Consider the following 25,159-nt stretch of genomic DNA (forward strand, 5'->3'; position numbering starts at 1 on the left):
CCGGGCATTTCATTGGGGAAGCATCAGCATTGTGGGCAAAGTAGTCGAAACCTCGCGCGTATCGTCGCGCGCACACCCGTTTTTTTTCGGCACGGGCATTTTGGCGTTGTCGGCGGCTTTATCGCTTGGGCTTGCGCCGTCTGCCGCGCATGCGCAGGAAACCGCTGTCCAACTGAGCATTCCGGCCCAGCCTCTGGGCAAGGCCTTGCTGCAATTGGGCCAGCAGACCTCGCTGCAAATTTTCTATAGCCAGAGCGTGGTGGAGGGCCATGTGGCCCCGTCCGTGTCGGGAAGCCTGGCGCCGGAAGAAGCGTTGCGCCGCCTGCTTCAGGGAACCGGAATCGAGTACAGCCGCCAGGGAAACAGCGTCACCTTGTCGCGGACATCCTCGTTGACCGAGCTGGCTCCCGTGCGGGTAAAGGCGGCGGGTCTGTCGGATCCCACGACCGAGGGTACGGGTTCCTATACCAGCGGATCCGCCAATACGGCGACCAAGCTGAATCTATCCCTGCGCGAGACGCCGCAATCGGTCAGCGTGATTACCCGTCAGCGTATGGACGATCAAGGCTTGACGCAATTATCGGATGTGGTTGTCCAGACGCCGGGGCTGACGCTGGATTCCAGCGGCAATGCGGGCTCCGATTCCAGCGTCATTTATTCACGCGGCTTTGAAGTCGACAACTATCAGATAGACGGCGTCGCCCAGTCGTACAGCAACTACAGCAAGATATTCCAGACCAACGATATGGCGCTGTACGACAGGGTGGAGATCGTGCGCGGCGCGACGGGGCTGATGAACGGCGTCGGTTCGCCGGGAGCCACCATCAATCTGGTGCGAAAGCGGCCAACCCGGGAGTTCCAGGCGTCGGTCAGGGCTGAAGCGGGTTCATGGAACCACTACCGCAGCGAGGCCGATATCTCGACGCCGTTCAATGACGATGGTTCTGTGCGCGGCCGGCTGGTTGCAGTGTGGCAGGACAATGATTCATATATCGACAGGCTGGAGGAGCGCAAGAAGATCCTGTATGGCATCGTCGAGGCCGATTTGGGACCGGACACCCTGGCTGCGGCGGGTTTTACGTTCCAGCAGCACGATGCGACAGGCCACGCCAGGTCGGGACGGCCTGCTTTTTATTCGGACGGGTCGCGTGCGCATTGGGATCGTTCGGATTCCGCGGCGGCGGACTGGGCCTATTCCAAGCGGCGCATCCAGTCGCTGTTCGCATCGCTGGAGCACCGGTTCCAGAACGACTGGCTGGTCAAGGGTACGTATACCCGTGCATCGAACGAGTACGATGAAGTGCTGGGGTACGCGGCCGGGGGATATCCCGACAAGCTGACAGGCGCGGGCGCCAACCTTTGGGCAGGCCGGTGGGCAGGCAAACCCGTGCAGGACAACCTGGATGTCTATGCCACCGGACCATTCACCCTGTTCGGGCGCAAGCACGACCTGGTGTTCGGCGCGACAACGACCAGGACCAAGGAAGACACGCCCACCTACAATCTGTGGTGGTTCGATGACTGGAGCAACTCCATACCCAATATCTTCACCTGGGATGGCCGTTATCCGAATCAGCCGCCCAATCCGGCCACCGGGGAAATGCGGATCGACGAGCGTGTGACCAGCGCTTATACGACGCTGCGGTTCCGCCCCACCGACGCGTTATCGCTTATCGTCGGAGGCCGCGTCACCAGTTGGAAAAGCGACAAGAGCACCTTGTCCTATGCCACTGGCAAGACCACGGTGGCCAATCGGTCGGAAAACGACAAGCTGACTCCTTACGCGGGCATCGTCTATGACCTTACCGATAACTGGTCGGCGTATGCGAGCTACACCAATATCTTCAAGCCGCAGACCAGCAAGGACATCAACGGCGACTACCTGGATCCATTGCTGGGCAATAGCTATGAAGTGGGGGCAAAGGGCTCGTTTTTCGACGATAGGCTCAATATCGCCGCTGCAATGTACCGTATACAGCAAGACAACTTCGGCATTGCCATTCCGGGCGCTTTTGCCCCGGACGGTTCGGGCGCCTTCGAAGCGGTTTCGGGCACGCAGACCCGCGGTTTCGAAATCGAGGCATCGGGCGAGCTGGCCAGGAACTGGCAGGCATCGCTTAGTTTTGGGCGCTCGGTCACCCAGGACCGCAATAAGGCAACGATCAATACCGGCGTTCCGCAAAATACCGTGAAGCTGTTCACCAGCTATCGCTTTCCCCAGATCGGCCATGGCCTGACGGTTGGCGCGGGGCTGCGCTGGCAAAGCGAGATCTATAGCGACAACCTGGGTCCGACGGGCAAGGCCCGCTTCACGCAGGATGCCTACACCGTGGTCGATCTTATGGCCCACTACGCCATTACTCGCCAGGTCTCGGCCTATCTCAATGTATACAACGCCTTCGATAAATCGTATTACACCTCGACGGGCACGGCCTATTATGGCGCGCCGCGATCCATAAAGGCCGGCCTCGACATCCGTTTTTAAATGCAAGCGGGAACACAGATCCAGGCTCCGATGCGTGACGTTGAATCATGAGCCATAGGCAGAGACGTGGCGGGTTTCGCTGGCTGGCACTGGTGCTGGCGATGGCGGGTGTTGCCGCTTTGCCTTCATGGTGGGCGAATGGCGCCATCGCCTATGAAACGGTGACCGTGCGGCGGGATGACGTCCAGGCCAGCGTGGCGGCCATAGGCGTCCTGCAGCCGCGGCGCTATGTGGATGTGGGCGCGCAGGTTTCGGGACAGATCAATCGCCTGCACGTGCAAGCGGGCGCGGCGGTCGAGAAGGGGCAATTGCTGGTCGAGATAGATCCCAGCGTCCAGCAGGCGACGGTCGATGCCGGCAGGGCTTCTCTTGCGGGGCTGCGGGCGCAGTTGAAGGATCAGGAAGCCCAGCGGCGCCTGGCGGGGCAGCAGCATGCCCGTCAGAAACGCATGGCCGCCGGCGGCGCCGCACGGCTCGAGGACTTGCAGGCCGCACAGGCCGCCCTCGAGTCGGCCGATGCCCGGATGGATAATTTGCGAGCCCAGATCGCCCATATGCAGGCGACGCTCAAGGCCGATGAGGTTCGCCTGGGCTACACGCGTATTTTCGCTCCCATGGGCGGGACGGTGATATCGGTCGCCGCGCGCGAGGGCCAGACCTTGAACGCGACTTATCAGACACCCAGCATTCTGCGCATCGCTGATCTGTCGGGCATGACGGTATGGACGGACGTCTCGGAAGCGGATGTCGGAAAAGTGAAACCCGGCATGCCGGTCAGTTTTACGACCCTGGGCAGTTACGGAAGCGACGACGCCAGGCAGTGGACGAGCACCGTACGGCAGATACTGCCCGCGCCGCCCCTGCCCGACGGGCAGGGCGAAGCGGGTGCCGCGCCGGCGCCCGCCACCAAGGCGGTTGTCTATACGGTGCTGTTCGACGTCGATAATCCGGATGGCGAGTTAATGCCGCAGATGACTGCGCAGGTTTCATTCAAGGTCGCCAGTGCCGGCAATGTGATTGCGGCGCCGTTGTCGGCGCTCACCCCCGGGGAAGGCGGCTCATATACGGCTCGTGTGGTGGGCGGCGACGGACGAGCCGAGCTGCGGCGATTGCGCCTTGGCGTGCGCAATCGGCATGTCGCGCAAGTGCTTGAAGGCCTGGCGGAAGGGGATAGATTGATTTTGGCTGAAGTCCGCGATGACAAGGGTGTGTCTTGGTTCCAGTGGTGAGCGGCATGCGGCGCGGCCCGGCGCCGCTGATCGAGTTGCGCGGTATTTGCAAGCAGTATGGGGGTGCTGACGGCACGCGCGGCGGCGGCCCCGAGATCCGGGTTCTGCATGACGTCGACCTGACCATAGACGGGGGAGAGTTTGTCGCCATCGTGGGCGCTTCGGGCTCGGGGAAATCGACGCTGATGCATATCCTTGGCTGCCTGGATAAACCGACTTCGGGCAGCTACCTTTATGGCGGGCGGGATGTCGCGGATCTTGGCGCGGATGAGTTGGCATGGCTGCGCCGTCAGGCGTTCGGCTTCGTATTCCAGGGCTATCACTTGATCGCGACGGAGTCGGCGCTCGAAAACGTCGGCGTGCCGGCCATCTACGCGGGTATGCCCGAAGCCGCCCGCATGCAGCGCGCAAGCGCATTGCTGGAGCGCTTGGGCTTGGCCGACAAATTGCACAATAGGCCCAAGCAGCTTTCCGGCGGACAGCAGCAACGGGTTTCGATCGCAAGGGCCTTGATGAACGGCGGGCGCATCCTGCTTGCCGACGAGCCGACCGGAGCGCTGGACAGCCGCAGCGGGGCGGAAGTCATGTCCCTGCTGCGCGAACTGGCCGCGCAGGGGCATACTGTCATCCTCATTACGCATGATCGTGAAATTGCAAGCCAGGCATCGCGCATCATCGAGATACGCGATGGAGCGATTGTGAGCGACAGCGCTGCCGGCTTCAGGAGGGGCCGCGCTTCATCGGACGTTCTCGAGTTCGGCGGGAGCGATGCCGCCCGCGATGCAATGGCCGCGGCCTGGCTCGGCTTGTGCGAGGCCATGCGCACCGCCTGGCGCGGCATGTGCATCCATCGCAGCCGCAGCATCCTGACGCTGCTGGGCGTCGTCATAGGCGTGGCATCGGTGATTGTGATGATGGCCGTCGGAGAAGGCGCGCGCCAGCGCATCGTTGCCCAAATGGGCACCCTGGGCACGACGGTGATGTATATGGGCAGCCGCAGCCCCTCCGGCGGAGGGCCGCAGGGCATATTGACCCTGGAGGACCTGGATGCCATTGCGGAACTTCCCGACATTCGCCGCGTGATGCCGGTGATCGGCGACCCCATTACCGTCCGCTTCGGAAATGCCGGCAGGCTGGTTTATGTTTTTGCCAGCAACAACTCCATGCCCGCGGTGCATCGCTGGGAACTTGCCCTTGGACGCTACTATACCGATGCCGAGGATCGCGGCTTGGCGGCCGTGGCCGTGATGGGCAGCAAGGCGCGGGAGCATTTTTTTCCCGATGGCCGCAACCCTATAGGCAGCCAGTTGCTGATCGGCAATTCACCCTTTGAAATCATCGGCGTGATGACCGAGCGCGGCGCGGAGTCGGGTGCGCAAAGCTATGACGAAATGGTATTCATTCCCTATCAGTCGGGGCGGGCTCGCGTCTATCAGGCCCAGACGCAGCCGGATTATGTCGTGATAGAGGCCGTGTCGCCGGATGTGGTGCTTGCCGCGGAGGCCGCGATGACGGAACTTCTATTGGATCGCCACGGCGGCAGGGACGATTTTTCTGTGTCGAATGCGGCGGCGAAGCTGCAGGCGGAAGCGGAAACGCGAAATGCGATGACGATGATGCTGGGCTTGATCGCCGCCGTTTCGCTGGTCGTGGGCGGCATAGGCGTCATGACCGTAATGCTGATGGCCGTACGCGAGCGCAGGAAGGAAATCGGCATCCGGATCGCCACGGGAGCCCGGCAGCGCGACATCCTCAGGCAGTTCCTGGTCGAGGCGATCCTGCTGACCGTGCTGGGAGGCGGAGCGGGCGTGCTGTCCGGCTTGATTGTTGGGGCGGTATTGATTGCAATGGGCGTGCCCCTGGTGTTTTCGGCGAGCGCGATACTGGGCGCTTTCGGGTGCGCGGTCGCGACCGGATTGCTTTTTGGCTACATGCCGGCCAGGTCCGCGGCACGCCTGGAACCCGTCCTTGCGCTGGCGGGAGACTAGCGATGCGGATCGTGATCGCACTGTGCTTGCTGCCGTTGCTGGCGGCATGTTCTGTCCAGGTCCAACATTCGGAAATGGGTCTTGCGCTGCCCGCCAACTGGACGGTGCCCGGCCAGGCCGCACCTCGCAACGAGACTCTTTCGAATTGGTGGGCCGCTTTCGACGATCCGGAACTGGCGGCTTTGATACGGCAGTCGCGGGAGGGCAGCTTCGACATCGCCGCGGCGGCGGCCAGGGTCGGCCAAGCGCGCGCGCTCGCACGCATGGCGGGCGCGGCGATGCTTCCGCGCGTCGATGCCGATATTTCCGCTTCGTATGGCAAAGAGGAAACGGGCCGCGCGTCGGGCGGCGCTTATTCCGCCGGTGTTTCGGCGGCGTATGAGGTCGATGTATGGGGTGGAAACGCGGCGCAAAGGGATGCTGCCCTGGCCGCGCTCGCCGCGACACAGTATGGAAGGGATGCCGTTGCCATTACCCTGTTTGCGGAAGTGGGGTCCGCTTACTTTCAGACGGCGGCTTTGCGCGAGCGCGTAAAGATCGCGCGGTTGAACCTTGCCAGCGCGGAACGGATCCTTGAACTGCTGCACGTGCGCGCGGCGGCCGGCGCGGCAACTCCTTTGGAGGTGGCTCAGCAGAGCGCATTGACCGAGGCGCAGCGGCAGGCCCTGGCTGAACGGCGCCAGCAGGCCCAAGACAGCCTGACGACTCTTGCCGTATTGCTGGGGCGGCCCCTGCAGAACCTGGTAATCGAGCGTGCGGATCTCGCGGGCCTGTCCGTCCCGGCGATTTCCGCGGGGGTGCCTTCCGAACTGATTGTGCGCAGGGCGGATCTGGCAAAGGCCGAGCGCAGCTTGGCGGCCGCCGATGCCGATGTGGCGGCGGCGCGGGCGGCCATGCTGCCCAGCCTGACGCTTGGCGCCGGCGCCTCGGCGGGTTCGGAGCACTGGCGCCGGATGCTCCATGCGCCGCTTTATACGCTGGTGGCGGGGCTGGCCGCTCCGGTTTTCGATGGCGGGCGGCTGAGCGCGGCGCGCGACCAGGCGTATGCGCGCCGCGAAGAGCTGTTGGCGGATTACCGCGGCGCCATTATCCGGGCCCTGGGAGAAGTTGAAATCGCATTGAATGCCGTGCAGAGCGCGGCCAGCCAGCGCCAGATCCAGGCGAAGGCCTTGCACCATGCCCGCGTGGCCGTGGAACTGGCCGAGTCGCGCTACCGGTGGGGGGCGGAATCCATGCTGGCTGTCCTGGACGTCCAGCGTACGCTGTATGCCGCCCAGGATGAGGCCGTGGAGTTGGCACTGAGGCAGTTGCTGGCGGGGGTCGGGCTATTCAAGGCGCTGGGCGGCGGCTGGGCAGGAGCGGCCCTCTAGCCCGCCCAGCCGCAAAGTCCGCACGGTCAGGCACCACACAAACCCACCGTCATGCCGCCGCATATATACAGCACCTGACCGGTGATGAAGCCGGCCCGGTCATCCATGAAACTGGCGACGCCGTGCGCGACATCTTCGGGCTGGCCCAGCCTTTGGACGGGCACGCTGGCCAGAATCTGGCGGGTCCGCTCGGAGTCGGGCGGATTGGCGTTCATGAACAGCTCGGTGGCGATGGGGCCGGGGCCGATCGCATTGACGGTGATGCCGTGGCGGGCCAGCTCCAGCGCCCAGGTGCGCGTCAGGCCGATCAGGCCGGCCTTGGAGGCCGAGTAGGCGCTGCGCAATTCCTTGCCCAGGGCGGCGCGTGAGCTGATGTTGACGATACGGCCGAAGCCGGCGGATTTCATGGCCGGCAGCAGGCTTTGCGCCAGCAACAGCGGTACTTCCAGGTTCAGGCGTGCGACCTTGCGCAGTGCGTCGATATCCGTTTCTTCCAGTGATGCCGGCTGGACCATTCCGGCATTGTTGACCAGGCGGGTGATGCCGTATCGGGATTGCAGCTCGTTCAATCGGGCCTGTAGCGAGCCGGTGTCGAGCAGGTCAATGGGAATGTGGGTTTCATTCGGAGACAGGGCCGTGGGCGGATTGATGTCCAGGTTGACGGGCAGGAACCCGTCTTGCGACAAACGTTCCACAATGGCTTTGCCTATGCCGTTGCTGCCGCCGGTCACCAATACGTATTGAGTCATTCCGATTTCCTTGCTGTTCTGTATGGCAGCAATTTAATCACAGCGAGGACGCGGCCAGCATGGGGCAGGAGGGCCAGCCTGAAGCCTGGTTTTCGGCCCCGCCGATAGAAATGGACTAAAGTAGTCAAAACGGTCGGCATCACGGCGACCTGACAACGAGGAAAGCGTTCATGAACAGCTCCGGCATGACCATTGCCATTCTTGATGATTATCAGAAGCTTGTCCCGGAGCTCGAGGCGTTCAAAAGCCTCAGGCAGCGCCTGCCCCATGCCGATATCCGCATCATCGACTCCATGCCGCTTGCGGCTGCGGATATCCATCGGCTGGCCGATGTGCAGTACCTGGTGCTGACACGGGAGCGCAGCCGCATTACCGCCGGCCTGCTGGACGAACTGCCTTCGCTTCGGGCCATCGTTCAAACCGGCACGGCGGGGGCGCCGGAGACCTCTCATATAGACCAGGCGGCGTGCGCGGCGCGTGGTATTGCCATCATCGAGGGTGGCGGAAGCGACGGGCATTCGGCGGCGGAGATCACTTGGGCCCTCATTCTGAATGCCAGGCGCAAGGTGCCCGAATACATGGCCAGCATGGCGCGCGGCGAATGGCATAAGACGAATCCGCCGGTCGGCATAGGACAATCGGTGCAAGGCCAGACGCTGGGCATATTGGGCTACGGCCGTATAGGACGCCTGCTTGGGCAGTATGGCCGGGCTTTCGGCATGGAGATTCTGGTATGGGGCCGGGAGCGCACGCAGGCCGCTGCGCGGGAGACGGGCGTGGAGCTGGCGGAAAGCCGCGAGGCTCTTTTCAGGCGCAGCGATGTGCTGACGCTGCATATGCGGATGAACGAGTCGTCGCGCCATTCGGTCAAGCGCAGCGATCTGGCGCTCATGAAACCGACCGCGCTCCTGGTCAACACCAGCCGGCCGGGGCTGATCGAGCCCGGTGCGCTGCGAGACGCCTTGAAGATGGGCAGGCCGGGCGCCGCAGCGCTGGACGTGCATGACGACGAGCCCGTTCTTTCACCTGATGCGCTCTATGGCGGCCTGAACGTTACGGCGACGCCTCATATCGGTTTTGTCGAGAAAAGCAGCTACGAGGTCCTGTTCGGGGCGGCTTTTGAGCGCTTTCTGCAGTTTCTCGAGCAAGACCCGGGATGATCCCGGCTTGGCGTTGATCGCCGGGCTTTCCTGCTGGTACATTGGCTACTGGCCAAGTGGCCGTTACCTGAACAAAAGCCCCGGAGGCCATGCCATGCTGAAAGTCTATGCCATCGATGGGATCACGCCCGTGGTCGATCCGTCGGCTTACGTGCATCCCAGCGCGGTGTTGATAGGCGATGTCATCGTGGGGCCCGGCGCATATGTGGGACCGCTGGCCAGCTTGCGCGGGGACTTCGGGCGCATCGTCATGAAGAAAGGATCCAATGTGCAGGATACCTGCGTCGTTCATGGGGTTATCGAGAACGACACGGTGATCGAGGAGGACGGCCATATCGGGCACGGCGCCGTCCTGCATGGATGCACCATAGGGCGCAATGCGCTGGTCGGGATGAATGCGGTCGTGATGGACCAGGCGGTGATTGGCGAATCCAGCATCGTGGCCGCCATGGCATTCGTGAAAGTCGGTCTGGTGATTCCCCCTCGGCGCCTTGTCGTGGGGGCGCCGGCGCGTGTGCTGCGCGAGCTGGCCGACGACGAAATCGGGCACAAGTCATTTGGCACGCGACAGTATCAGCGCCTGACGGCCCGCTGCCTGCAAAGCATGCGGGAAGTCCAGGCCTTGAGCCATGTGGAGGAAAACCGCCCGAGGCTGACCCGCCGGATGACGGATCCCGACGCCTGATCGGCGGGCCGCGCCTTATCCCGGGTTCAAGGCTGGATCTTGGGCAATTCGCCGGCCAGCAGCTCCAGCCCGGCCCGCAGCATCGCATCGTAGCGCTTGCGTTCGGCCGCGATGCTTTCAGGCGTCCAGGTATAGAAGCCTTCGCCGGCCTTCATGCCGGTTTTTCCCGCATCGGCGCGCTCGGCCAATATGGCGGCGGGCGCAGCGTCATTGCACAGGGTGGGGTACATGCTGCGGGCCGCCGCGCAATGGACATCCAGGCCGCCGTGGTCGCGCTGGAGCACGGGGCCGGCGGCCAGATAGCGGAAGCCGAAACCGAAACGCACGGCGGCATCGATGTCTTCGGGGCTGGCTATGCCTTGCTCGATCAATGCATAGGCTTCGCGCGCCAGGGCGTGCTGCAGGCGGTTGGCCAGGAAGCCTGGAACGTCTTTCCTGACCAGGACCGGAACGCTGCCGCAGCGGCGCATGAAGGCCGCCAGCGATTCGCCCAGGCCCGCCTCGGTATCGGCGCTGAGCACCACTTCGACCAGCGGAACAATGTGCGCGGGCATGAAAAAGTGCAGGCCCAGCATGCGGTTCCGGGTAGGCAGCCCCTGGGCGATATCGCTGATGGGGTAGCTGGAGCTGTTGCTGCACAGGACGGTATCGGGCGTGGACAGCTCCACCAGCCTGCCGAACAGTTTCTGCTTCAGGTCCAGTTGTTCGGGTATGCATTCGATGACCAGCCCTGCGGAGGCCCAGTCCGCCTCGTCGAGCGAGGATACGACGGAGGCGTAGCGGCTGTTTTCGGCGCAATCCAGGTGGGCGAGGCCGGCGTCCATGCGCGCGGCTATCGTCGCATGCCGGGATGCATCGGGCTCGACGATGGTCGTGCGGCACTGGGCGCGCAGCAGGACCACGGCCACGTCGGCGCCCATGGTGCCGCCGCCGACGACGATGGCATGGGTCTTGGAGGGCGGGTTCATCAGTCGAATATCTCCGGATTCAGCAGGATGGAGCGGTCGATGTTATGGATGTCGGTATGGCCGCAGAAGCCCATGGTGATGTCCAGCTCGTTGGCGATCATCTGCAGGCAGCGGTAGACGCCCGCTTCGCCCATGGCGCCCAGCGAATACAGGAAGGAGCGGCCTATCATGGTGCCTTTGGCGCCCAGCGCGATGGCTTTCAGCACGTCCTGGCCGGAGCGTATTCCGCCATCCATCCAGACTTCGATCTCTTTGCCGACGGCATGCGCAATGCGCGGGACGGCCGAGATGGAGGACGGCGCGCCGTCCAGCTGGCGGCCGCCGTGGTTGGACACGATGAGGGCGTCGGCGCCCGACTCCACGGCCAGGCGCGCGTCCTGCTCGTCCATGATGCCTTTGAGGACAAGCTTGCCGCCCCACCTTTCCTTGATCCATTCGATGTCTTTCCAGCTGAGGCGCGGATCGAACTGCTCGGCCGTCCAGGACGACAGCGAGGAAAGGTCGCTTACGCCTTTGGCATGGCCCACGATGTTGCCGAAGCTGCGGCGCTTGGTGTTCAGCATGCTCAGGCACCAGCGCGGCTTGGTGGCCAGGTTGATCAGGTTCGCCAGTGTGGGCCTGGGCGGCGTGGACAGCCCGTTCTTGATGTCTTTGTGGCGCTGACCCAGAACCTGCAGGTCCAGGGTCAGCACCAGCGCCGAGCAGTTGGCCGCCTTGGCGCGGTCGATCAGGCGCTCCATGAAGTCGCGATCGCGCATGACGTACAGCTGGAACCAGAAAGGCTGGCGCGTATGGGCGGCGATGTCTTCGATGGAGCAGATGCTCATGGTGGACAGGGTGAAAGGAATGCCGAACTTCTCGGCCGCCTTGGCGCCCAGGATCTCGCCGTCGGCGTGCTGCATGCCGGTCAGGCCGGTGGGCGCGATGGCCACGGGCATGGCGACGTCGATGCCGATCATGGAGGAGCGGTGCGTGCGCTTTTCGATGTCCACCGCCACGCGCTGGCGAAACTTCAGCCTGTGGAAGTCTTCTTCATTGGCGCGGTAGGTGCCTTCCGTCCAGGAGCCCGAGTCGGCGTAATCGTAGAACATTCTGGGCACGCGCCGCTGCGCCAACTGGCGAAAATCCTCGACGCAGGTCATTTGGGATGGCGTAGACAAGTCTGGCTCCTTTGTTGGTATGGGTTCGCTTGAGCGCACTGCTGCATTTTAATGAAAAGTGCGACGAATTCTTGCCGGCGATTTTCGCATGTATCGCCACCGGCGCGCTTGAAGAGGGAGTATCGCGTTTTCATGCCAGGCGCAGGTGCTCGATGGGGCTGGCATAGACCGCCAGCGCCTGGCCGCCATTCCACCAGATCACCCTGGCGACTCTGGCCAACTGCGCAATATCAAGGGCCTGGATGGGGTCGCTTTCAATGAAATGAGTATGGCAGCGGGAAAGTATGGCTTCAGCCTTGTGCCGGGCGGTTTCCTGCGGCGCATGCCTGCTTTCGTCGCGCATGACCAGCGGACCATGGAATCCATGCCGGTCCAGCCAGGCCCGGGTGCGCTCGCGATCCTGCTCCGGCCGTCCGGTGATGATGGCGACGCCGGCAAGATCCAGCCCTGGCAGGATGTCGGCCGGCAAGAGCAGGTCGCGCTGCGCCAGCGTTTCGTTCAGCGCCTGCGCGTACTGCTGTTCGGGCAGGTCCATCAACAGCACGCCGTCCAGGTCGATGGCCCACGAGGCATACTCGTGCTCGGGCCGGCCGGGATTGTTGCCCGTCTGGTCGAAGGCGGGTGTGATGGAGTTGCGCTCCCATGGAAACCAGGCGCGGAAGCCCGCGGGGATCTTCAGGCCGAAATCGGGCTTGATGCGTGAGTCGGCGTCATAGGCCAGGGTAAACACAGAGAACTCATAGCCCTGCCCGCCCAGGAACTCGACGCAATCGGACAGGGTGGTGCCGCGTCCCGCTATGTCTTCCACCAGCAATATCCTGGCTCCGGCCGGCGGCTGGCTGACGGAGAACCACGAGACCAGGCGATTCTTGCGGGAATACGAAAGCGCGTGCAGGGGCAGGCACAAGTGAGTGGATGCCATGACCGCCGGAACCAGGCCGCCTCGTGCTATGGCGACCACGGCATCGAAACCCATTTCGTGCCATTGCGGCAAAAATCCCGCAACAACCGATTCGACGCGGGCGTAGTCGTAGGGAAAGGCGCTGCGGACTGCAGCCGGAGGCGGGACTTGCATGGCGGGATAGCGTAAACCGGTAAGGCGAGGGAGTCGATACGATTTTACGCCGTCGGGCGACGAAAAGCCTCTGGCGCACATGGCACGGGGGCGGGCACCAAAGAAGGTGGGCACTGTGTGGTGCGCCGAAAAAGAAAAACCGCCTAGGTTGTTGGCCCCTAGGCGGTTCTAACCAGTTGATAACACTGGGTAATTCTGGCGCGGCTGGCAGGATTCGAACCCACGACCCCTTGGTTCGTAGCCAAGTACTCTATCCAACTGAGCTACAGCCGCTGCAAAAGAGGCGTAACTATAACATAGTTTTTTTCGGCTGTCTTGCGGTTGCTACTTCTTCGATACATAGCGGTTGCCTTCGATGTAGAACCGCAAGGGCTTGGCCGCCCATTCTCCGGCATAGTCGACGCCTATCCGGGGGCGGGCCACGATGGTCATGTCTTCTTCTTGAGGGTTCTCGGCAACGAAGAAGTCATCACTGCAAAGGTCATGGCCATAGTGGCTGCGATCCACGCCCATGGCCTTGCACAGGCGTCCGGGGCCATTGGTGTTGTCGGAAAGATTGGCGACGGGCTCCAGGGCGCGCAGCAGCACGGCGGCGCCGGTACCGTCGGCCTCGGTCACGACATTCATGCAATGGTGCATGCCGTAGATAAGATAAATATAGGCGTATCCGGGCGGGCCGAACATGACGCGGGTGCGCGGGGTAAGGCCTTTGGACGTATGGGCCGCCAGGTCGTGGGGGCCCAGGTAGGCTTCGACTTCGACGATCTTGCCGATGCGCTCCGTGCCGCCGCTGCGGTGGACGAGAAGCTTGCCCAGCAAGTCGCGGGCAACGAGCACGGTGTCCCGGTCGTAAAAGTTGCGGGGTAAAGCTTGCATGCTGCGATGTGCTGAAAGTTATAACTTGATACCAAAATGCCACAAATCTAGCATTTTTTCCAGAGTTATGTGTTGACTTCGATTTGGCTTGTCTATAATATTCGACCTAGATTTTCAAGTTCGTTGATGTTAGTACAATCCAGTACCAGTTTACACAGTACTTTTTTGCTCAAATCTCTACACCTTGACAATCTTCTATAGGGGGCATCCGCCCATTTATTTTAGGGATTGCAAAAATGCAAACAGAAACTGGTATTGTTAAGTGGTTCAACAACGAAAAAGGCTTTGGCTTCATCAAGCCTGAGTCGGGCGGCAAGGATTTGTTCGCGCACCACACCGACATCATCGGCACCGGCTTTAAATCGCTCGAAGAAAACCAGCGCGTTTCCTACGTAGCGGCCGAAGGCCAAAAAGGCCCTCAAGCCAAATCGATCCAAGTTATCTAATAACTGGCAAGATTCAAAAAACCCACCTTCGCGGTGGGTTTTTTATTGCCCGGCCTCCAGGCGCCGGGCTGGCCGGGTCGCTCAGGCTTGTGCCAACACATCGTGCAGCCAATGCGGTTTTCTGTTGCTGCGGCAGGAAAGACGCCTGGATGCTGTTGCGGGCCAGGGTGGCGATTTCCTCGCGGTCCAGGTCCAGGGCCTGTGCGCAGGCAATGTAGTTGTCGGCGATATAGCCTCCGAAGTAGGCGGGATCGTCGGAATTGACGGTCACCATCAGGCCCTGCCGCAGCAGCCGGCCCAGATTGTGTTGGCGCAGGTCCGGCACCACGCACAGCTTCAGGTTGGACAGCGGGCACACCGTCAACGGAATGCGGTCGGCATGCAGGCGTTGCATCAGCACGGGGTCTTCTTCGCTGCGCACCCCGTGGTCTATGCGTTCAACACCCAATATGTCCAGGGCGTCGCGCACATAGGCGGCCGGGCCTTCCTCGCCCGCATGCGCCGTCAGCCGAAAACCCAGTTGCTTGCAGCGCGCATAGACGCGAGCGAACTTTGCGGGCGGATTGCCGCGTTCGGCTGAGTCCAGGCCTATGCCTACCCACACGTCCTGGTATTGGTCGCGCAGCGGCAGGGCGGCGTCCAGCGTGGCCTGCGCGTCGCCCTCACTCAGGTGGCGCAGGAAGCTCAGCAGCATGAAGCCGCTCATTCCCAGCTGGCGGCGTGCATCGCGCAAGGCGCGCGCAATGCCGGCGAACACGGTTTCCATGGCGATGCCGCGTTCGGTGTGCGTCTGGGGATCGAACATCAGTTCAGCATGCGCCACGCCGTCATGGTGCGCGCGGCGCAGATAGGCCATGGTCATGTCGTAGAAGTCGCTTTCCTGGATGAGCACGCCGGCGCCTGCATAGTATAGGTCAAGGAAGGATTGCAGATCCGTGAACTGGTAGGCGCGGCGCAAGTCGTCGACGGAGGCGTAGGGCAGGGCGATGCCGTTGCGCTGGGCCAGGCTGAAAATAAGTTCGGGCTCCAGCGTGCCCTCGATATGCAGATGCAATTCCGCCTTGGGAAGGCTGCGGATGAAGCCGCTCAGGGATGATGCGGCTGTGGAGGCTGGGGCGTCCATTGCGTCTCTCATGAAGAAAATTGTTTGGCCAGAATGTGCTTGAATGCGCTTTCTATATCGCTATGCAAGGCTTCCCGCGCAAGCCGCGCATCCCCCCGTTCCAGCGCGGCGATCATGCGGGCGTGGTGTTCCACCGCGATCTTCTTCCGGGTCCGCTCGGATCCCGCCCTCAGGTCGTAATTCAGCACCGGCCCTATTTTAAGCCACAGACTTTCAATCATCTTGACCAGCATCGGCATGCCGGCGGCGGCGTAAACAAGAAAATGCAATTCCTTGTTGAGCAGCACGACGGCCGCCTTGTTCTCGCCCGCGGCCTCCATGGCAAGGGAAAGCTGGTCGTTCAGGCGCCGCAGCGCGGCGATCAGTTCGGGCGGCGAGTGCTGCGCCGCCTGCTCCACGGCGTAGCCTTCTATCTGCAGCCTGATCTGGGTGATTTCCTGGAATTGCCCGGCGCTCATCAACGGCACGCGCACCGATCGGTTGGGGGCGACCTCCAGCGCTTGGTCGGCAACCAGTTGATAGACCGCTTCGCGTACGGGCATGACGCTGACCCCCAGCGCTTCCGCTGTGGAACGCAGGGACAATTGTTCGCCGGGCAGCAATTGCCCGGTAAGCAAAAGCTCCTTGATTTGAAACAAAACGTTTGCGCCCAGTGTTTCGCGACGGGGCGCGGGACTAAGAAGGCTAGACATGTATCGGCGACTAGGGTAATTGCTAGGTGTGATCTGTGATCACAGTTGGCTAGTATAACGATTAATGATCCCACAGTGTAGAACGACAGGAGACAAGCATGACTGACGAGAAGAACTCAGCATCATCCCCCAGGCGCCGGCTGCTGCTGCAAGGATCCGCCGCTTTTGCGGCCGGGCTGGCCGTGCCGGGGTTCGCGCGCGCCCAGGACGGCGGCCCCATCCGCATTGGCCATTTGACGCCGCGCACCGGTTTTCTGGGGCCGATGGGGGAATATGCCGTACTGGGCGCAACGATGGCGGTCGAGGAGGTCAATGCGGCGGGCGGGGTGCTCGGACGCAAGTTCGAGCTGCTCACGGAAGACAGTGTGAACCCGCAAACCGCTTCGACCAAGGCGCAGCGCATGGTCGAGCGCGATAAGGTCGATGCGCTGGTGGGCGAAATCAGCTCCGCCTCGGGCCTGGCCATTGCGCAGGTGGCTGCGCGCGCCAAGACGCTTTTCCTGCAGACGGGCTGCAATTCCGATGAACTGCGCGGCAAGAACTGCAGCCGGTACATGTTCCACCTTGAAGCATGCAACACCATGTATGTGCGCACCATCGGCCAGGCCCTGCTGCGGGATGGCATGGTCAAGGGCAAACGCTGGATGGCCTTTACCGCCGACTATGCATTCGGACACGACTTGTTCAAGCAGACCAAGAAATTCATGGACGAGAACGGCGCGGTCTTTGTGTCCAACGACATGCTGCCCACCGATGCGACCGAGTTCAGCGCGTCCCTGTTGAAGATCAGGCAGCAGAAGCCGGATCTGGTGATGAGCAATCTGGCCGGCAATCAGACCACCAACTTCACCAAGCAGTACAACGAGTTCAACATCGATATTCCGTTCGCCGGCGCCGACATGAACATGACCAGCATCTGGGGCGCGGGCAAGAATGGATTCAGCGGGGTGTGGCCCATAATCTGGACGCACCAGGTGCAGGCTCCGTCGGCCAAGGAATTCGTGGCCCGCTTCCAGAAGCGCTGGAAGAAGTTGCCGGAAAATCAGGCGGTGAACGACTACCTGGCCATCAAGATACTGGCCGAAGCCATGGCCAGGACCAAGTCGGTCGAGGTCGACAAAATCATCGCCTTCCTGGAGGGCGACAACAGCTTCGATGTGCTTCGTGGCCGGCCGGGCTATTTCCGCCCCTGGGATCATCAAATGGTCTATGAAATGTATACCGTCCAGCCCAGCGAGGACAAGAATGCCGGAAAGGACGACTTCATGGTGACCAGCAAGCCGGTTCCCGCGGCGGACCAAAGCCTGGAGGTGCTTGCGCCCACCCAGGAAGAGAATATGTGCAAATTCGCCTGAGTCGATTGATTTCCAGGCGCGGGAGCCATTCCGCGTCTGGCCTATGCCGGGGACTGTGTTTTGCCGACGGAACTGATTTTCATCATTCAGCAGGTGGCCAACGGCCTGCTGCTTGGGTTTTACTATCTCTTGATCGCCCTTGGCCTGTCCATCATTTTCAGCCTGGGCGGCATTGTCAATCTGGCGCACGGCGCCTTCTACGCCATAGGCGCCTACCTCATCGTTTTCCTGAGCGACAGCCTGGGCTATGGACTGGCCTTCGTGGTCTCGCCCGTCGCGGTCGGCGTACTGGGCATGCTGGTGGAGCGTTTTTTCTTCCGCCGGTTCTACAGAGCGGATCCCACACTCAGCCTGTTGTTCACGTTCGCCCTCTCGATGGTCATCGAACAGGCGTTGCGCATGATATTCGGCGCTTCTCCCTTGTCGTTCTCGATTCCCGAGTTCGCCCACGGCCAGGTGATCGTGGGCGACTTCTTCTATCCCGTCTATCGCATAGGCATGCTGTTCGTGGCGATCGCGGCCGTGGTGGGCACCTGGCTGCTGCTCAACCGGACGGCCTTCGGCAAGATCGTGAAAGCCGGCATCAACGACCCCGACATGGTCAGGGCCATGGGCATATCGCTCAATCCGGTGATGACAGCGGTATGCGGACTGGGCATAGGGCTGGCTGGCCTGTCCGGCGTACTGCTCGCGCCGATCACCGGCGTGCAGCCGGCCATGGGGCAGGAAATACTGACGGCGGCCTTCGTGGTGGTGGTCATAGGCGGGCTGGGAAGCTTCTGGGGCGTGGTCGTGGCCGCCATGCTGGTGGGCGTCATACGCGGCCTGACTTCCTATTTCTACCCGCCGGCATCCGAGGCTTCGCTCTATCTACTTATGCTGCTCATCCTGGTGCTGCGCCCACGCGGCTTGCTGGGTGAAAAGTTCGAAAGGCTGGAGTAAGGGCGTATGGCAATGGACGAACTGAAGAAACTCGGCTGGATCGCACTGGGCTTGATCCTGCTGCCGGCCGCCCTCGAGCTGGGCGGGCTGACCTACAGCACGGCGGTGGAATGCATTGTGCTGGCGATGGCGGGGCTGGCGCTGAATATTCTGCTGGGCTATACCGGGCTGGTTTCATTCGGCCACGGCGCCTGGTTCGGCATAGGCGGCTATGCCGTGGGCATCCTGCAGCAGCGCTACTTTGCGGACTCGTCGCTGATCCCGCTGCTGGCTGCGCTGGCGCTGGTGGCCGTGGTGGCGCTGCTCGTCGGCCTGCTGATACTGCGGCGCAGAGGCGTCTATTTCTCGTTGCTGACCCTGGCTTTCGCCGCGCTGTGCTTTGCGGTGGCCTATCGCTGGACGGCGCTGACCGGCGGCGAAAACGGCCTGGGAGGGATAGAGCGCTATGCGGTGCTGGGCCTGAACCTGGACGATTCCCTGAACTTCTACATTTTTGTGGCCGTGATCGCTTTCCTGGTCGCCGCCTTCCTGCTCCGCCTGACGCAGTCGCCTTTTGGCCAGGTGCTGACCGCCATCCGCGAGAACGAGTTGCGCACGCGCTTCATCGGCTTCGACGTGGATTCGTACAAGCTGCTGGCCTTCGTCCTGTCGGCCGCCATTACCGGCCTTGCGGGGGCGCTTGCGGTGTTGAGCCACCGCATCGCATCGGCGGAAAGCATGTCGCTGGCATTCTCGGGCGAGTTGCTGGCCATCGTCCTGATCGGCGGCATGCGCAGCTTCTCCGGGCCCATATTCGGAGCGGTGTTCTACATACTGTTCCGCGAATACCTGTCGATGTACACCGCCGACTGGCTGCTTTACTTCGGCCTGGTCTTCATTTTCTTCATCCTGGTGACGCCCTCCGGCCTGGCGGGCCTGGGAAACCGCCTGTGGCGGCTGGCCGTGCCCGAAAAGGCCACATCGGCCGCCATGGGCAATCGCGTGGCTCCGGCCGATCCCGGCTTCTTCCCATCGTTTCTTGCGGCGGCGGGCGAACGGACCCTGCGCTGCCAGGGGATCAGCAAGAGTTTTGGCGGCATCCAGGCGGTCGACGGAGTCGACCTGGAGGTGGCGGGTAAAGGCGTCCATGCGCTGATCGGTCCGAACGGCGCCGGAAAAACCTCGCTGTTCAATCTCATATCGGGACTGTTCTCCGCCGACCGGGGCAGCCTGCGGCTTGGGCAGGCCAGCCTGGATAGGCTGGCCCCCGAGCAGATATGCGCCAGCGGCCTGGCCCGGTCCTTCCAGATCACCAATCTGTTCAAGGGCCTGACCGTGCGCGAGAACCTCTGCTTGTCGGTGCTCAGCCGCGACCCCCGGCGTTTTTCCTTGCTCAGGAGGCTGGCTGCGCTGGGCGACACTCAATCCCAGACCGATGAACTGGTGAAATACCTGGGCGTGCAGGGCATGGAAGATGCCCTGGCCGAAGACCTGTCCTATGGCGGACAGCGCGTGGTCGATATGGGTCTGGCCTTGGGGTCCGCCCCAGGCATTCTGTTGCTGGACGAGCCCCTGGCCGGCCTCGCGGCCGCCGAGCGCGATCGCATCGGCACGCTGATTCGCAAGCTGGGCGACCGCATCGGCATCTTGCTGGTCGAGCACGACGTCGACCGTGTTTTTTCCATGGCCGACAAGATCACGGTCATGAATCAGGGCGGCGTGCTCCTCGAAGGCGATGCCGCCATGGTGCGCGACGATCCGCAAGTGCGCGAGATCTATATCGGCTCGGGGAGCGAGGCGCTGGCCGCCCGGGTGCAGGACGCCGAGCTTGCCCCCGAGCTGGCTTTGCGCGTGGACGGGCTGGACGCCTTCTATGGAAAGAGCCATATCTTGTCGGATATCTCCTTTGAAGCCCGCAAGGGGGAAGTCGTGGCTGTCCTCGGCAGGAATGGCGCGGGCAAGTCGACCCTGCTGAAGAGCATGCTGGGCCTGGCCAGAATAGGTTCGGGATCCATCCGGATAGCGGGACGGGAGATTGCCTCCCCCGTGCCCGAGGCCATGGCGCGCCTGGGCATTGCCTTCGTTCCACAGGGCCGCCGGCTGTTTACAGGCCTCTCGGTCAAGGACAATCTCATGCTGGGCCGCCTGAAGCGTTCGGGCCGGGACTCCAATGGCTGGACGGACGAGGAAATCTTCAAGGTATTTCCGCGCCTGAAGGAGCGGTACAACGTGGATGCATCGCTGCTGTCGGGCGGAGAACAGCAGATGGTGGCCATCGCCAGAGCCCTGGTCGGGCATGTGGAGGTCCTGTTGCTGGACGAACCCTTCGAAGGCCTGTCGCCGGCCATGACCGAGGAGGTCTTCAATGCCATCCTGGCCCTGAAGACGCGGCTGACTATACTGATCGTCGACCACAATCTGGATCTGGCGCTGGCGCTTTCCGATACCGCCCTGGTGCTGGACAGGGGCAAGGTGGCCCATAGGGGCAGCGCCCGCGAGTTGCTGGTGGACCTGGATTTCCGTAAAGAAAAATTGTGGGTATGAAAAAGGGACGGCTATGTTCGAAGACGTAAGCATGACGGATAGGAAGGTGCTGATCACCGCGGGCGCCAGCGGCCTGGGGCTGGAGATGGCCAGGGTGTTCACCACGGCGGGGTGCGATGTATTCATTTGCGATGTCGATGCGCAGGCCCTGGCCGCGGCCAGGGCCGAACTTCCCCAGGCCCATGCGGCGCTGGCCGACGTATCCGACGAGGCCGGCGTGGCGGAACTGTTCGGCCAGGTTCGGTCGGCCCTGGGCGGGCTGGATGTGCTGATCAACAATGCGGGCATCGCCGGTCCCACCGGCTATGTCGAAACCCTTAGCCGCGCCGACTGGGACAAGACCCTGGCCGTCAATATCACCGGCCAGTTCCTGTGCGCCAGACAGGCTGTTCCGCTGCTCAAGGAGTCGGACGCCGGAGTCATGATCAACATGTCGTCGGCGGCGGGCCATCTGGGTTTTGCCGGCCGCTCGGCGTACGCGGCATCCAAATGGGCGGTGGTGGGCTTTACCAAGACGCTGGCCATCGAACTGGGCCCCTTCGGGGTGCGGGTCAATGCGATTCTGCCGGGGGCGGTGGAAGGTCCGCGCATACGGGCCGTCATTGCCGCCAAGGCACTGGCCATGGGCAAGCCGGTCGACGACCTTGCGCGTGCCTACGAGCAACAGGCATCGCTGGGACGCATGGTGACCGCCCGCGATATCGCCAACATGGCCTTGTTTACAGCCAGTCCGGCAGCCGGCAGCGTCAGCGGCCAGGCCCTGGTCGTGGACGGCCACACACAGTCTCTGATTTAGCGGAACAACAGGAAGGAAGATGAAAATTGCAATCGTAGGCGCGGGCCTGATAGGCCAGGCATGGGCCATCGTCTTTGCGCGGGGGGGCTGCCAGGTCGCGGTATGGGATGGCGACTCGCAGGCTTTGGCGCGCGCGCATGAACTGATCGCCCGCCAGGTGCGCGAACTGGAAAATCAGAAACTATTGAACGACGCGGAAGCTGCGCTGTCGCGCATCCAGGTGTCGGACCAACTGGAGCAGGCCCTGGAGGGCGCGGCGTATGTTCAGGAGAACCTTCCCGAGCGCCTCGATATCAAGAAGGAAATATTCGCCAGGATGGACGGATTGGCGGCGCCCGATGCCATATTGGCAAGCTCCACGTCCAGCATCCCGGCCTCCGCTTTCACCGAAGCGCTGCCCGGCCGGCAGCGTTGCCTGGTTTCGCATCCGGTCAATCCACCCTACCTGATCCCGGTGGTGGAATTGTGCGGCGCGCCCTGGACGGACCGGGACGTCATCGAGCGGGCCAGAAAGATCATGCTGGACGTGCGGCAGAAGCCCGTGATCGTCCACAAGGAATTGGAAGGGTTCGTGCTCAACCGCCTGCAGGGCGCGCTGCTGCGCGAGGCCTTCCGCCTGGTGGAAAGCGGCGCCGTCAGCGCCGAGGATCTGGACGTGACCGTCAAGGACGGCCTGGGTTTGCGATGGTCCTTCATGGGGCCCTTCGAGACCATCGACTTGAATGCCCCCGATGGGGTGCAGGATTACTGCGCGCGCTACGGCGGCATGTTCCAGTCGATTGCCATGGAGCAGACCGGCACCGGACCCTGGTCCGAAAACCTGGTCGAAGCGATAGAGCGGGAGCGGCGCGGCCTGCTGCCCAAAGCGCGACTGCTGGAGCGCCGCCTGTGGCGCGACGAGCGGCTGATGGCCCTGCTCCGGCACAAGCATCAGGCGGATGCCGCCGACCCGGATCAACCCACTGCCAACTGAAGGAAAGCCATGGCCAGCAAGAAGAAAGTCATTATCACCTGCGCGGTGACCGGCGCCATACACACGCCCAGCATGTCGCCCCATTTGCCGGTGACGGCGGACGAAATCGCCGATGCGGCGATTGCGGCGGCCCAGGCGGGCGCCGCCATATTGCATCTGCATGCGCGCGATCCCAAAGACGGCAGGCCCACCCAGGACCCCGATTTCTTCAGGCCCTTTCTTGAAAGGATAAAGGCCGCCACCCCAGCCGTGGTCAACATCACCACGGGCGGCAGCCCGCACATGACGGTCCAGGAACGCATGCGTCCGGCCATGACCTTCAAGCCCGAAGTGGCGTCGCTGAACATGGGTTCGATGAATTTCGGCTTGTTCCCCATGTTGCAGCGCTTCAAGACCTTCGAGCACGATTGGGAAAGAGAGCATCTGGAGAACAGCCGAGACCTGATCTTCAAGAACACCTACAAGGATATCGAGACCATACTGCGCCAGGGGGCGGAGAACGGCACGCGTTTCGAATTCGAATGCTACGACATCAGCCATTTGTACAACCTGGCGCATTTCATGGATCGCGGCCTGGTGCAAAGCCCGCCCTTCATCCAGTCGGTGTTCGGCATCCTGGGCGGCATCGGCCCCGATCCCGAAGACCTGATGCACATGCGGCGCACCGCCGACCGGCTGTTCGGCCAGGATTACCAATGGTCCATACTGGGCGCGGGCCGCAACCAGATACCATTGGCCACCATGGGCGCGGCCATGGGTTCCAATGTGCGCGTCGGCCTGGAAGATTCATTGTGGATCGGGCCGGGCCAGCTGGCTTCGTCCAATGCCGAGCAGGTGAGCCGCATGCGCGTTATCCTGGAGGCGCTCAATCTGGAGGTGGCTACGCCCGACGAGGCGCGGGCCATCCTGCACCTGAAGGGTGCCGACAAGGTGGCGTTCTGATCCAACGGAGGCGGACATGTTCGATTTTTCGGGCCGGGTGGCGCTGATTACCGGTTCCTCGCGCGGAATAGGCTATGCGGCGGCGCAGGCACTGGGGCGAAAGGGCGCCACGGTCATCCTTAACGGCCGGGACGCCGCCACGCTCGAGCAGGCGGCGAAAACCCTATGCGGCCAAGGCGTGGAGGCGCATGCGCTGCCCTTCGATATCGCCGACGTCGGCCAGGCGACCCGGGCCGTGGACGAAGTCCTGGACCGGCTGGGCCGGATCGACATCTTCTTCTCCAATGCCGGCATTCAGCATCGCGAACCGCTGCTGAGCTTTCCGCTGGCCGATTTCGAGCGGGTGCTGTTTGCCAACCTGACCTCGCAATGGGCGCTGGGCCGGCATATTGCGGCGGGCATGGCCAGGCAGGGCTATGGGCGCATTATCTTCACGGGATCGATTACGGCACTGGCCGGCAGGAAGGGCATCACGGCCTATACCGCCGCCAAATCGGCCCTGCATGGCCTGGTCAGGCAGTGGGCGGCCGAACTGGCCGGCGACGGCATTACCGTCAATGCGATTGCTCCGGGCTATATCAAGACCGAGCTTACCCGCAATCTGTGGAATGACGCCGACTTCACCGCCTGGCTGCACGACAGGGTGCCTCAGAAAAAATGGGGTGAGCCCGAAGACATCGCGGCGGCCCTGGTCTTCCTGGCATCGCGCGAGTCCGGCTTCGTCACCGGGCAGACTTTGGTCGTGGACGGCGGCATGACGGCCTGCATGTAGGCCGCCGGGCGCGGCCTAGGTTTCGCGCCGGTCGGCCAGGCTGCGCTTGGTTTTTTCCAGCACGCGGCTGACTTCTTGTCCGCGCCGCAGCGCCACGCCCAGCGCCAGCACGTCGATCAGCGCCAGATGCGCAAGCCTTGAAATCATGGGGCTGTAGATTTCGGTGTCCTCCTGGGTGTCGGCGCGCAGCAGGACGGTGGCCAGGTCGGCAAGAGGTGTGTGGCTGGCCGTGATGGCCACGATGGGGCAGCCGTTCTTGCGCGCCAGCTTTACGGCATCGAGCAATTCGCGCGACCGTCCGGAATGCGAGATGGCCACCAGCACGTCCTTGGCGCCCAGCAGCGATGCGGCCATCAGTTGCACGTGGCTGTCCGAGTACGCAACGGTTGCCAGGTCGAAGCGGAAGAACTTGTGCTGCGCGTCCGCGGCCACGATGCCCGAGTTTCCCACGCCGTAGAATTCGATGCGGCGCGCCCCTATCAGCAAATCGATGGCCCGGTCGATATGGTCGGCGCTGACGTCGTTGCGTATGCGCAGCAAGGCCGAGACCGCGTTGTCCAGCACCTTGGCCGCCAGGACGGCGGTGCCGTCCCGGGCGTTCAGGGACGAGTGTACATAGGGTACGCCGACCATCAGGCTGGCGGCCAGCTTGATCTTGAAGTCGGGCCAGCCCTTGTAGCCCATGGATCGGCAAAAACGGATGACGGTGGGCTCGCTGACCTGCGCCTGGCGGGCCACGTCGCCCAGGGCCGACTTCGCCACGTCCTGCGGCTGGGCAAGGATAAGCTGGCCTACCTTGCGTTCCGCGGCGCTCAGTCCGGTAAGCCGCTTTTCGATGAGCGCCAGCATG

The 25,159-nt window shown here is 62.8% G+C and carries 22 protein-coding genes and 1 tRNA gene; 14 read left to right on the forward strand and 9 right to left on the reverse strand.

The features are described from left to right. The first annotated feature begins 31 nt into the window (after window positions 1-31). Genes OEG81_RS05120 through OEG81_RS05135 form a run of 4 tightly spaced genes read left to right on the forward strand, consistent with a single transcriptional unit; the run spans window position 32 to window position 7,072 of the window. A complete protein-coding gene (locus tag OEG81_RS05120) occupies window positions 32-2,485 on the forward strand; it encodes a TonB-dependent siderophore receptor (RefSeq protein WP_264131640.1) in 2,454 nt (817 codons plus the stop codon). 47 nt (window positions 2,486-2,532) lie between these two features. Continuing rightward, window positions 2,533-3,714 (forward strand): efflux RND transporter periplasmic adaptor subunit, encoded by a 1,182-nt coding sequence (locus OEG81_RS05125; RefSeq protein ID WP_264131641.1) that lies wholly within the window; start codon window positions 2,533-2,535, stop codon window positions 3,712-3,714. Window positions 3,715-3,719: 5 nt separating this feature from the next. Beyond that, window positions 3,720-5,702 (forward strand): ABC transporter permease, encoded by a 1,983-nt coding sequence (locus OEG81_RS05130; RefSeq protein ID WP_264132476.1) that lies wholly within the window; start codon window positions 3,720-3,722, stop codon window positions 5,700-5,702. A gap of 2 nt (window positions 5,703-5,704) precedes the next feature. Continuing rightward, window positions 5,705-7,072: an efflux transporter outer membrane subunit gene (locus OEG81_RS05135; RefSeq protein ID WP_264131642.1), complete on the forward strand. Its 1,368-nt coding sequence runs from the start codon at window positions 5,705-5,707 to the stop codon at window positions 7,070-7,072. A gap of 26 nt (window positions 7,073-7,098) precedes the next feature. Here the strand turns inward: OEG81_RS05135 and OEG81_RS05140 are convergent, their stop codons facing one another. After that, the gene (locus OEG81_RS05140; protein ID WP_264131643.1) at window positions 7,099-7,821 is read right to left on the reverse strand and encodes an SDR family oxidoreductase; all 723 of its coding nucleotides are present in this window, start codon (window positions 7,819-7,821) and stop codon (window positions 7,099-7,101) included. A 185-nt stretch (window positions 7,822-8,006) separates the two neighbouring features. Between OEG81_RS05140 and OEG81_RS05145 the strand changes: the two genes are divergently transcribed. Further along, entirely contained in the window at window positions 8,007-8,981 is a 975-nt protein-coding gene (locus OEG81_RS05145; RefSeq protein ID WP_412034129.1) for a D-2-hydroxyacid dehydrogenase family protein, read from the forward strand. 94 nt (window positions 8,982-9,075) lie between these two features. Continuing rightward, complete coding sequence (locus OEG81_RS05150; protein WP_264131645.1) at window positions 9,076-9,666, forward strand: phenylacetic acid degradation protein PaaY; 591 nt, start codon at window positions 9,076-9,078, stop codon at window positions 9,664-9,666. A gap of 26 nt (window positions 9,667-9,692) precedes the next feature. On the opposite strand, the gene OEG81_RS05155 is transcribed toward OEG81_RS05150, so the two are convergent. The 5 genes from OEG81_RS05155 to OEG81_RS05175 form a co-directional block, all read right to left on the reverse strand. After that, on the reverse strand, window positions 9,693-10,634 hold the full coding sequence (locus OEG81_RS05155) for a 3-hydroxyacyl-CoA dehydrogenase family protein (RefSeq protein ID WP_264131646.1): 942 nt from the start codon (window positions 10,632-10,634) through the stop codon (window positions 9,693-9,695). Continuing rightward, complete coding sequence (locus tag OEG81_RS05160; protein ID WP_264132477.1) at window positions 10,634-11,776, reverse strand: alpha-hydroxy acid oxidase; 1,143 nt, start codon at window positions 11,774-11,776, stop codon at window positions 10,634-10,636. Before OEG81_RS05160 ends, OEG81_RS05155 begins: the two co-directional genes overlap by 1 nt. 148 nt (window positions 11,777-11,924) lie before the next feature. Continuing rightward, window positions 11,925-12,869 (reverse strand): phosphoribosyltransferase, encoded by a 945-nt coding sequence (locus OEG81_RS05165; RefSeq protein WP_264131647.1) that lies wholly within the window; start codon window positions 12,867-12,869, stop codon window positions 11,925-11,927. A gap of 196 nt (window positions 12,870-13,065) precedes the next feature. Further along, window positions 13,066-13,142, reverse strand: a tRNA-Arg gene (locus OEG81_RS05170). A gap of 51 nt (window positions 13,143-13,193) precedes the next feature. Beyond that, the gene (locus tag OEG81_RS05175) at window positions 13,194-13,745 is read right to left on the reverse strand and encodes a DNA-3-methyladenine glycosylase (RefSeq protein WP_264131648.1); all 552 of its coding nucleotides are present in this window, start codon (window positions 13,743-13,745) and stop codon (window positions 13,194-13,196) included. 236 nt (window positions 13,746-13,981) lie between these two features. Here OEG81_RS05175 and OEG81_RS05180 point away from each other — a divergent pair, with 236 nt between their 5' ends. Further along, window positions 13,982-14,191 (forward strand): cold-shock protein, encoded by a 210-nt coding sequence (locus tag OEG81_RS05180; protein WP_013741470.1) that lies wholly within the window; start codon window positions 13,982-13,984, stop codon window positions 14,189-14,191. Between the two features lie 13 nt (window positions 14,192-14,204). Here the strand turns inward: OEG81_RS05180 and OEG81_RS05185 are convergent, their stop codons facing one another. Both OEG81_RS05185 and OEG81_RS05190 read right to left on the reverse strand, forming a co-directional pair. Continuing rightward, the gene (locus OEG81_RS05185; protein ID WP_264131649.1) at window positions 14,205-15,314 is read right to left on the reverse strand and encodes an adenosine deaminase; all 1,110 of its coding nucleotides are present in this window, start codon (window positions 15,312-15,314) and stop codon (window positions 14,205-14,207) included. An 8-nt stretch (window positions 15,315-15,322) separates the two neighbouring features. Next, entirely contained in the window at window positions 15,323-16,006 is a 684-nt protein-coding gene (locus tag OEG81_RS05190) for a GntR family transcriptional regulator (protein WP_412034112.1), read from the reverse strand. A gap of 98 nt (window positions 16,007-16,104) precedes the next feature. On the opposite strand from OEG81_RS05190, the gene OEG81_RS05195 reads away from it, so the two are divergent. From OEG81_RS05195 to OEG81_RS05225, 7 genes are read left to right on the forward strand one after another with little or no spacing between them, the layout of a single operon-like run. Then, the gene (locus OEG81_RS05195) at window positions 16,105-17,361 is read left to right on the forward strand and encodes an ABC transporter substrate-binding protein (RefSeq protein WP_264131651.1); all 1,257 of its coding nucleotides are present in this window, start codon (window positions 16,105-16,107) and stop codon (window positions 17,359-17,361) included. 60 nt (window positions 17,362-17,421) lie between these two features. After that, the gene (locus OEG81_RS05200; RefSeq protein WP_264131652.1) at window positions 17,422-18,303 is read left to right on the forward strand and encodes a branched-chain amino acid ABC transporter permease; all 882 of its coding nucleotides are present in this window, start codon (window positions 17,422-17,424) and stop codon (window positions 18,301-18,303) included. Between the two features lie 6 nt (window positions 18,304-18,309). Further along, window positions 18,310-20,826: a branched-chain amino acid ABC transporter ATP-binding protein/permease gene (locus OEG81_RS05205; RefSeq protein WP_317135366.1), complete on the forward strand. Its 2,517-nt coding sequence runs from the start codon at window positions 18,310-18,312 to the stop codon at window positions 20,824-20,826. Window positions 20,827-20,839: 13 nt separating this feature from the next. Then, window positions 20,840-21,622 (forward strand): SDR family oxidoreductase, encoded by a 783-nt coding sequence (locus tag OEG81_RS05210; protein ID WP_264131653.1) that lies wholly within the window; start codon window positions 20,840-20,842, stop codon window positions 21,620-21,622. A 19-nt stretch (window positions 21,623-21,641) separates the two neighbouring features. Beyond that, on the forward strand, window positions 21,642-22,595 hold the full coding sequence (locus tag OEG81_RS05215) for a 3-hydroxyacyl-CoA dehydrogenase (protein WP_264131654.1): 954 nt from the start codon (window positions 21,642-21,644) through the stop codon (window positions 22,593-22,595). Between the two features lie 9 nt (window positions 22,596-22,604). After that, complete coding sequence (locus OEG81_RS05220) at window positions 22,605-23,537, forward strand: 3-keto-5-aminohexanoate cleavage protein (RefSeq protein WP_264131655.1); 933 nt, start codon at window positions 22,605-22,607, stop codon at window positions 23,535-23,537. 16 nt (window positions 23,538-23,553) lie between these two features. Further along, a complete protein-coding gene (locus OEG81_RS05225; RefSeq protein WP_264131656.1) occupies window positions 23,554-24,309 on the forward strand; it encodes an SDR family NAD(P)-dependent oxidoreductase in 756 nt (251 codons plus the stop codon). Window positions 24,310-24,324: 15 nt separating this feature from the next. On the opposite strand, the gene hexR is transcribed toward OEG81_RS05225, so the two are convergent. After that, on the reverse strand, window positions 24,325-25,158 hold the full coding sequence (gene hexR / locus OEG81_RS05230) for a transcriptional regulator HexR (protein ID WP_264132479.1): 834 nt from the start codon (window positions 25,156-25,158) through the stop codon (window positions 24,325-24,327). Window position 25,159: the final 1 nt, after the last annotated feature.

The organism is Pollutimonas sp. M17 (assembly GCF_025836975.1).
In the GTDB taxonomy this organism is placed as follows: Bacteria; Pseudomonadota; Gammaproteobacteria; order Burkholderiales; family Burkholderiaceae_B.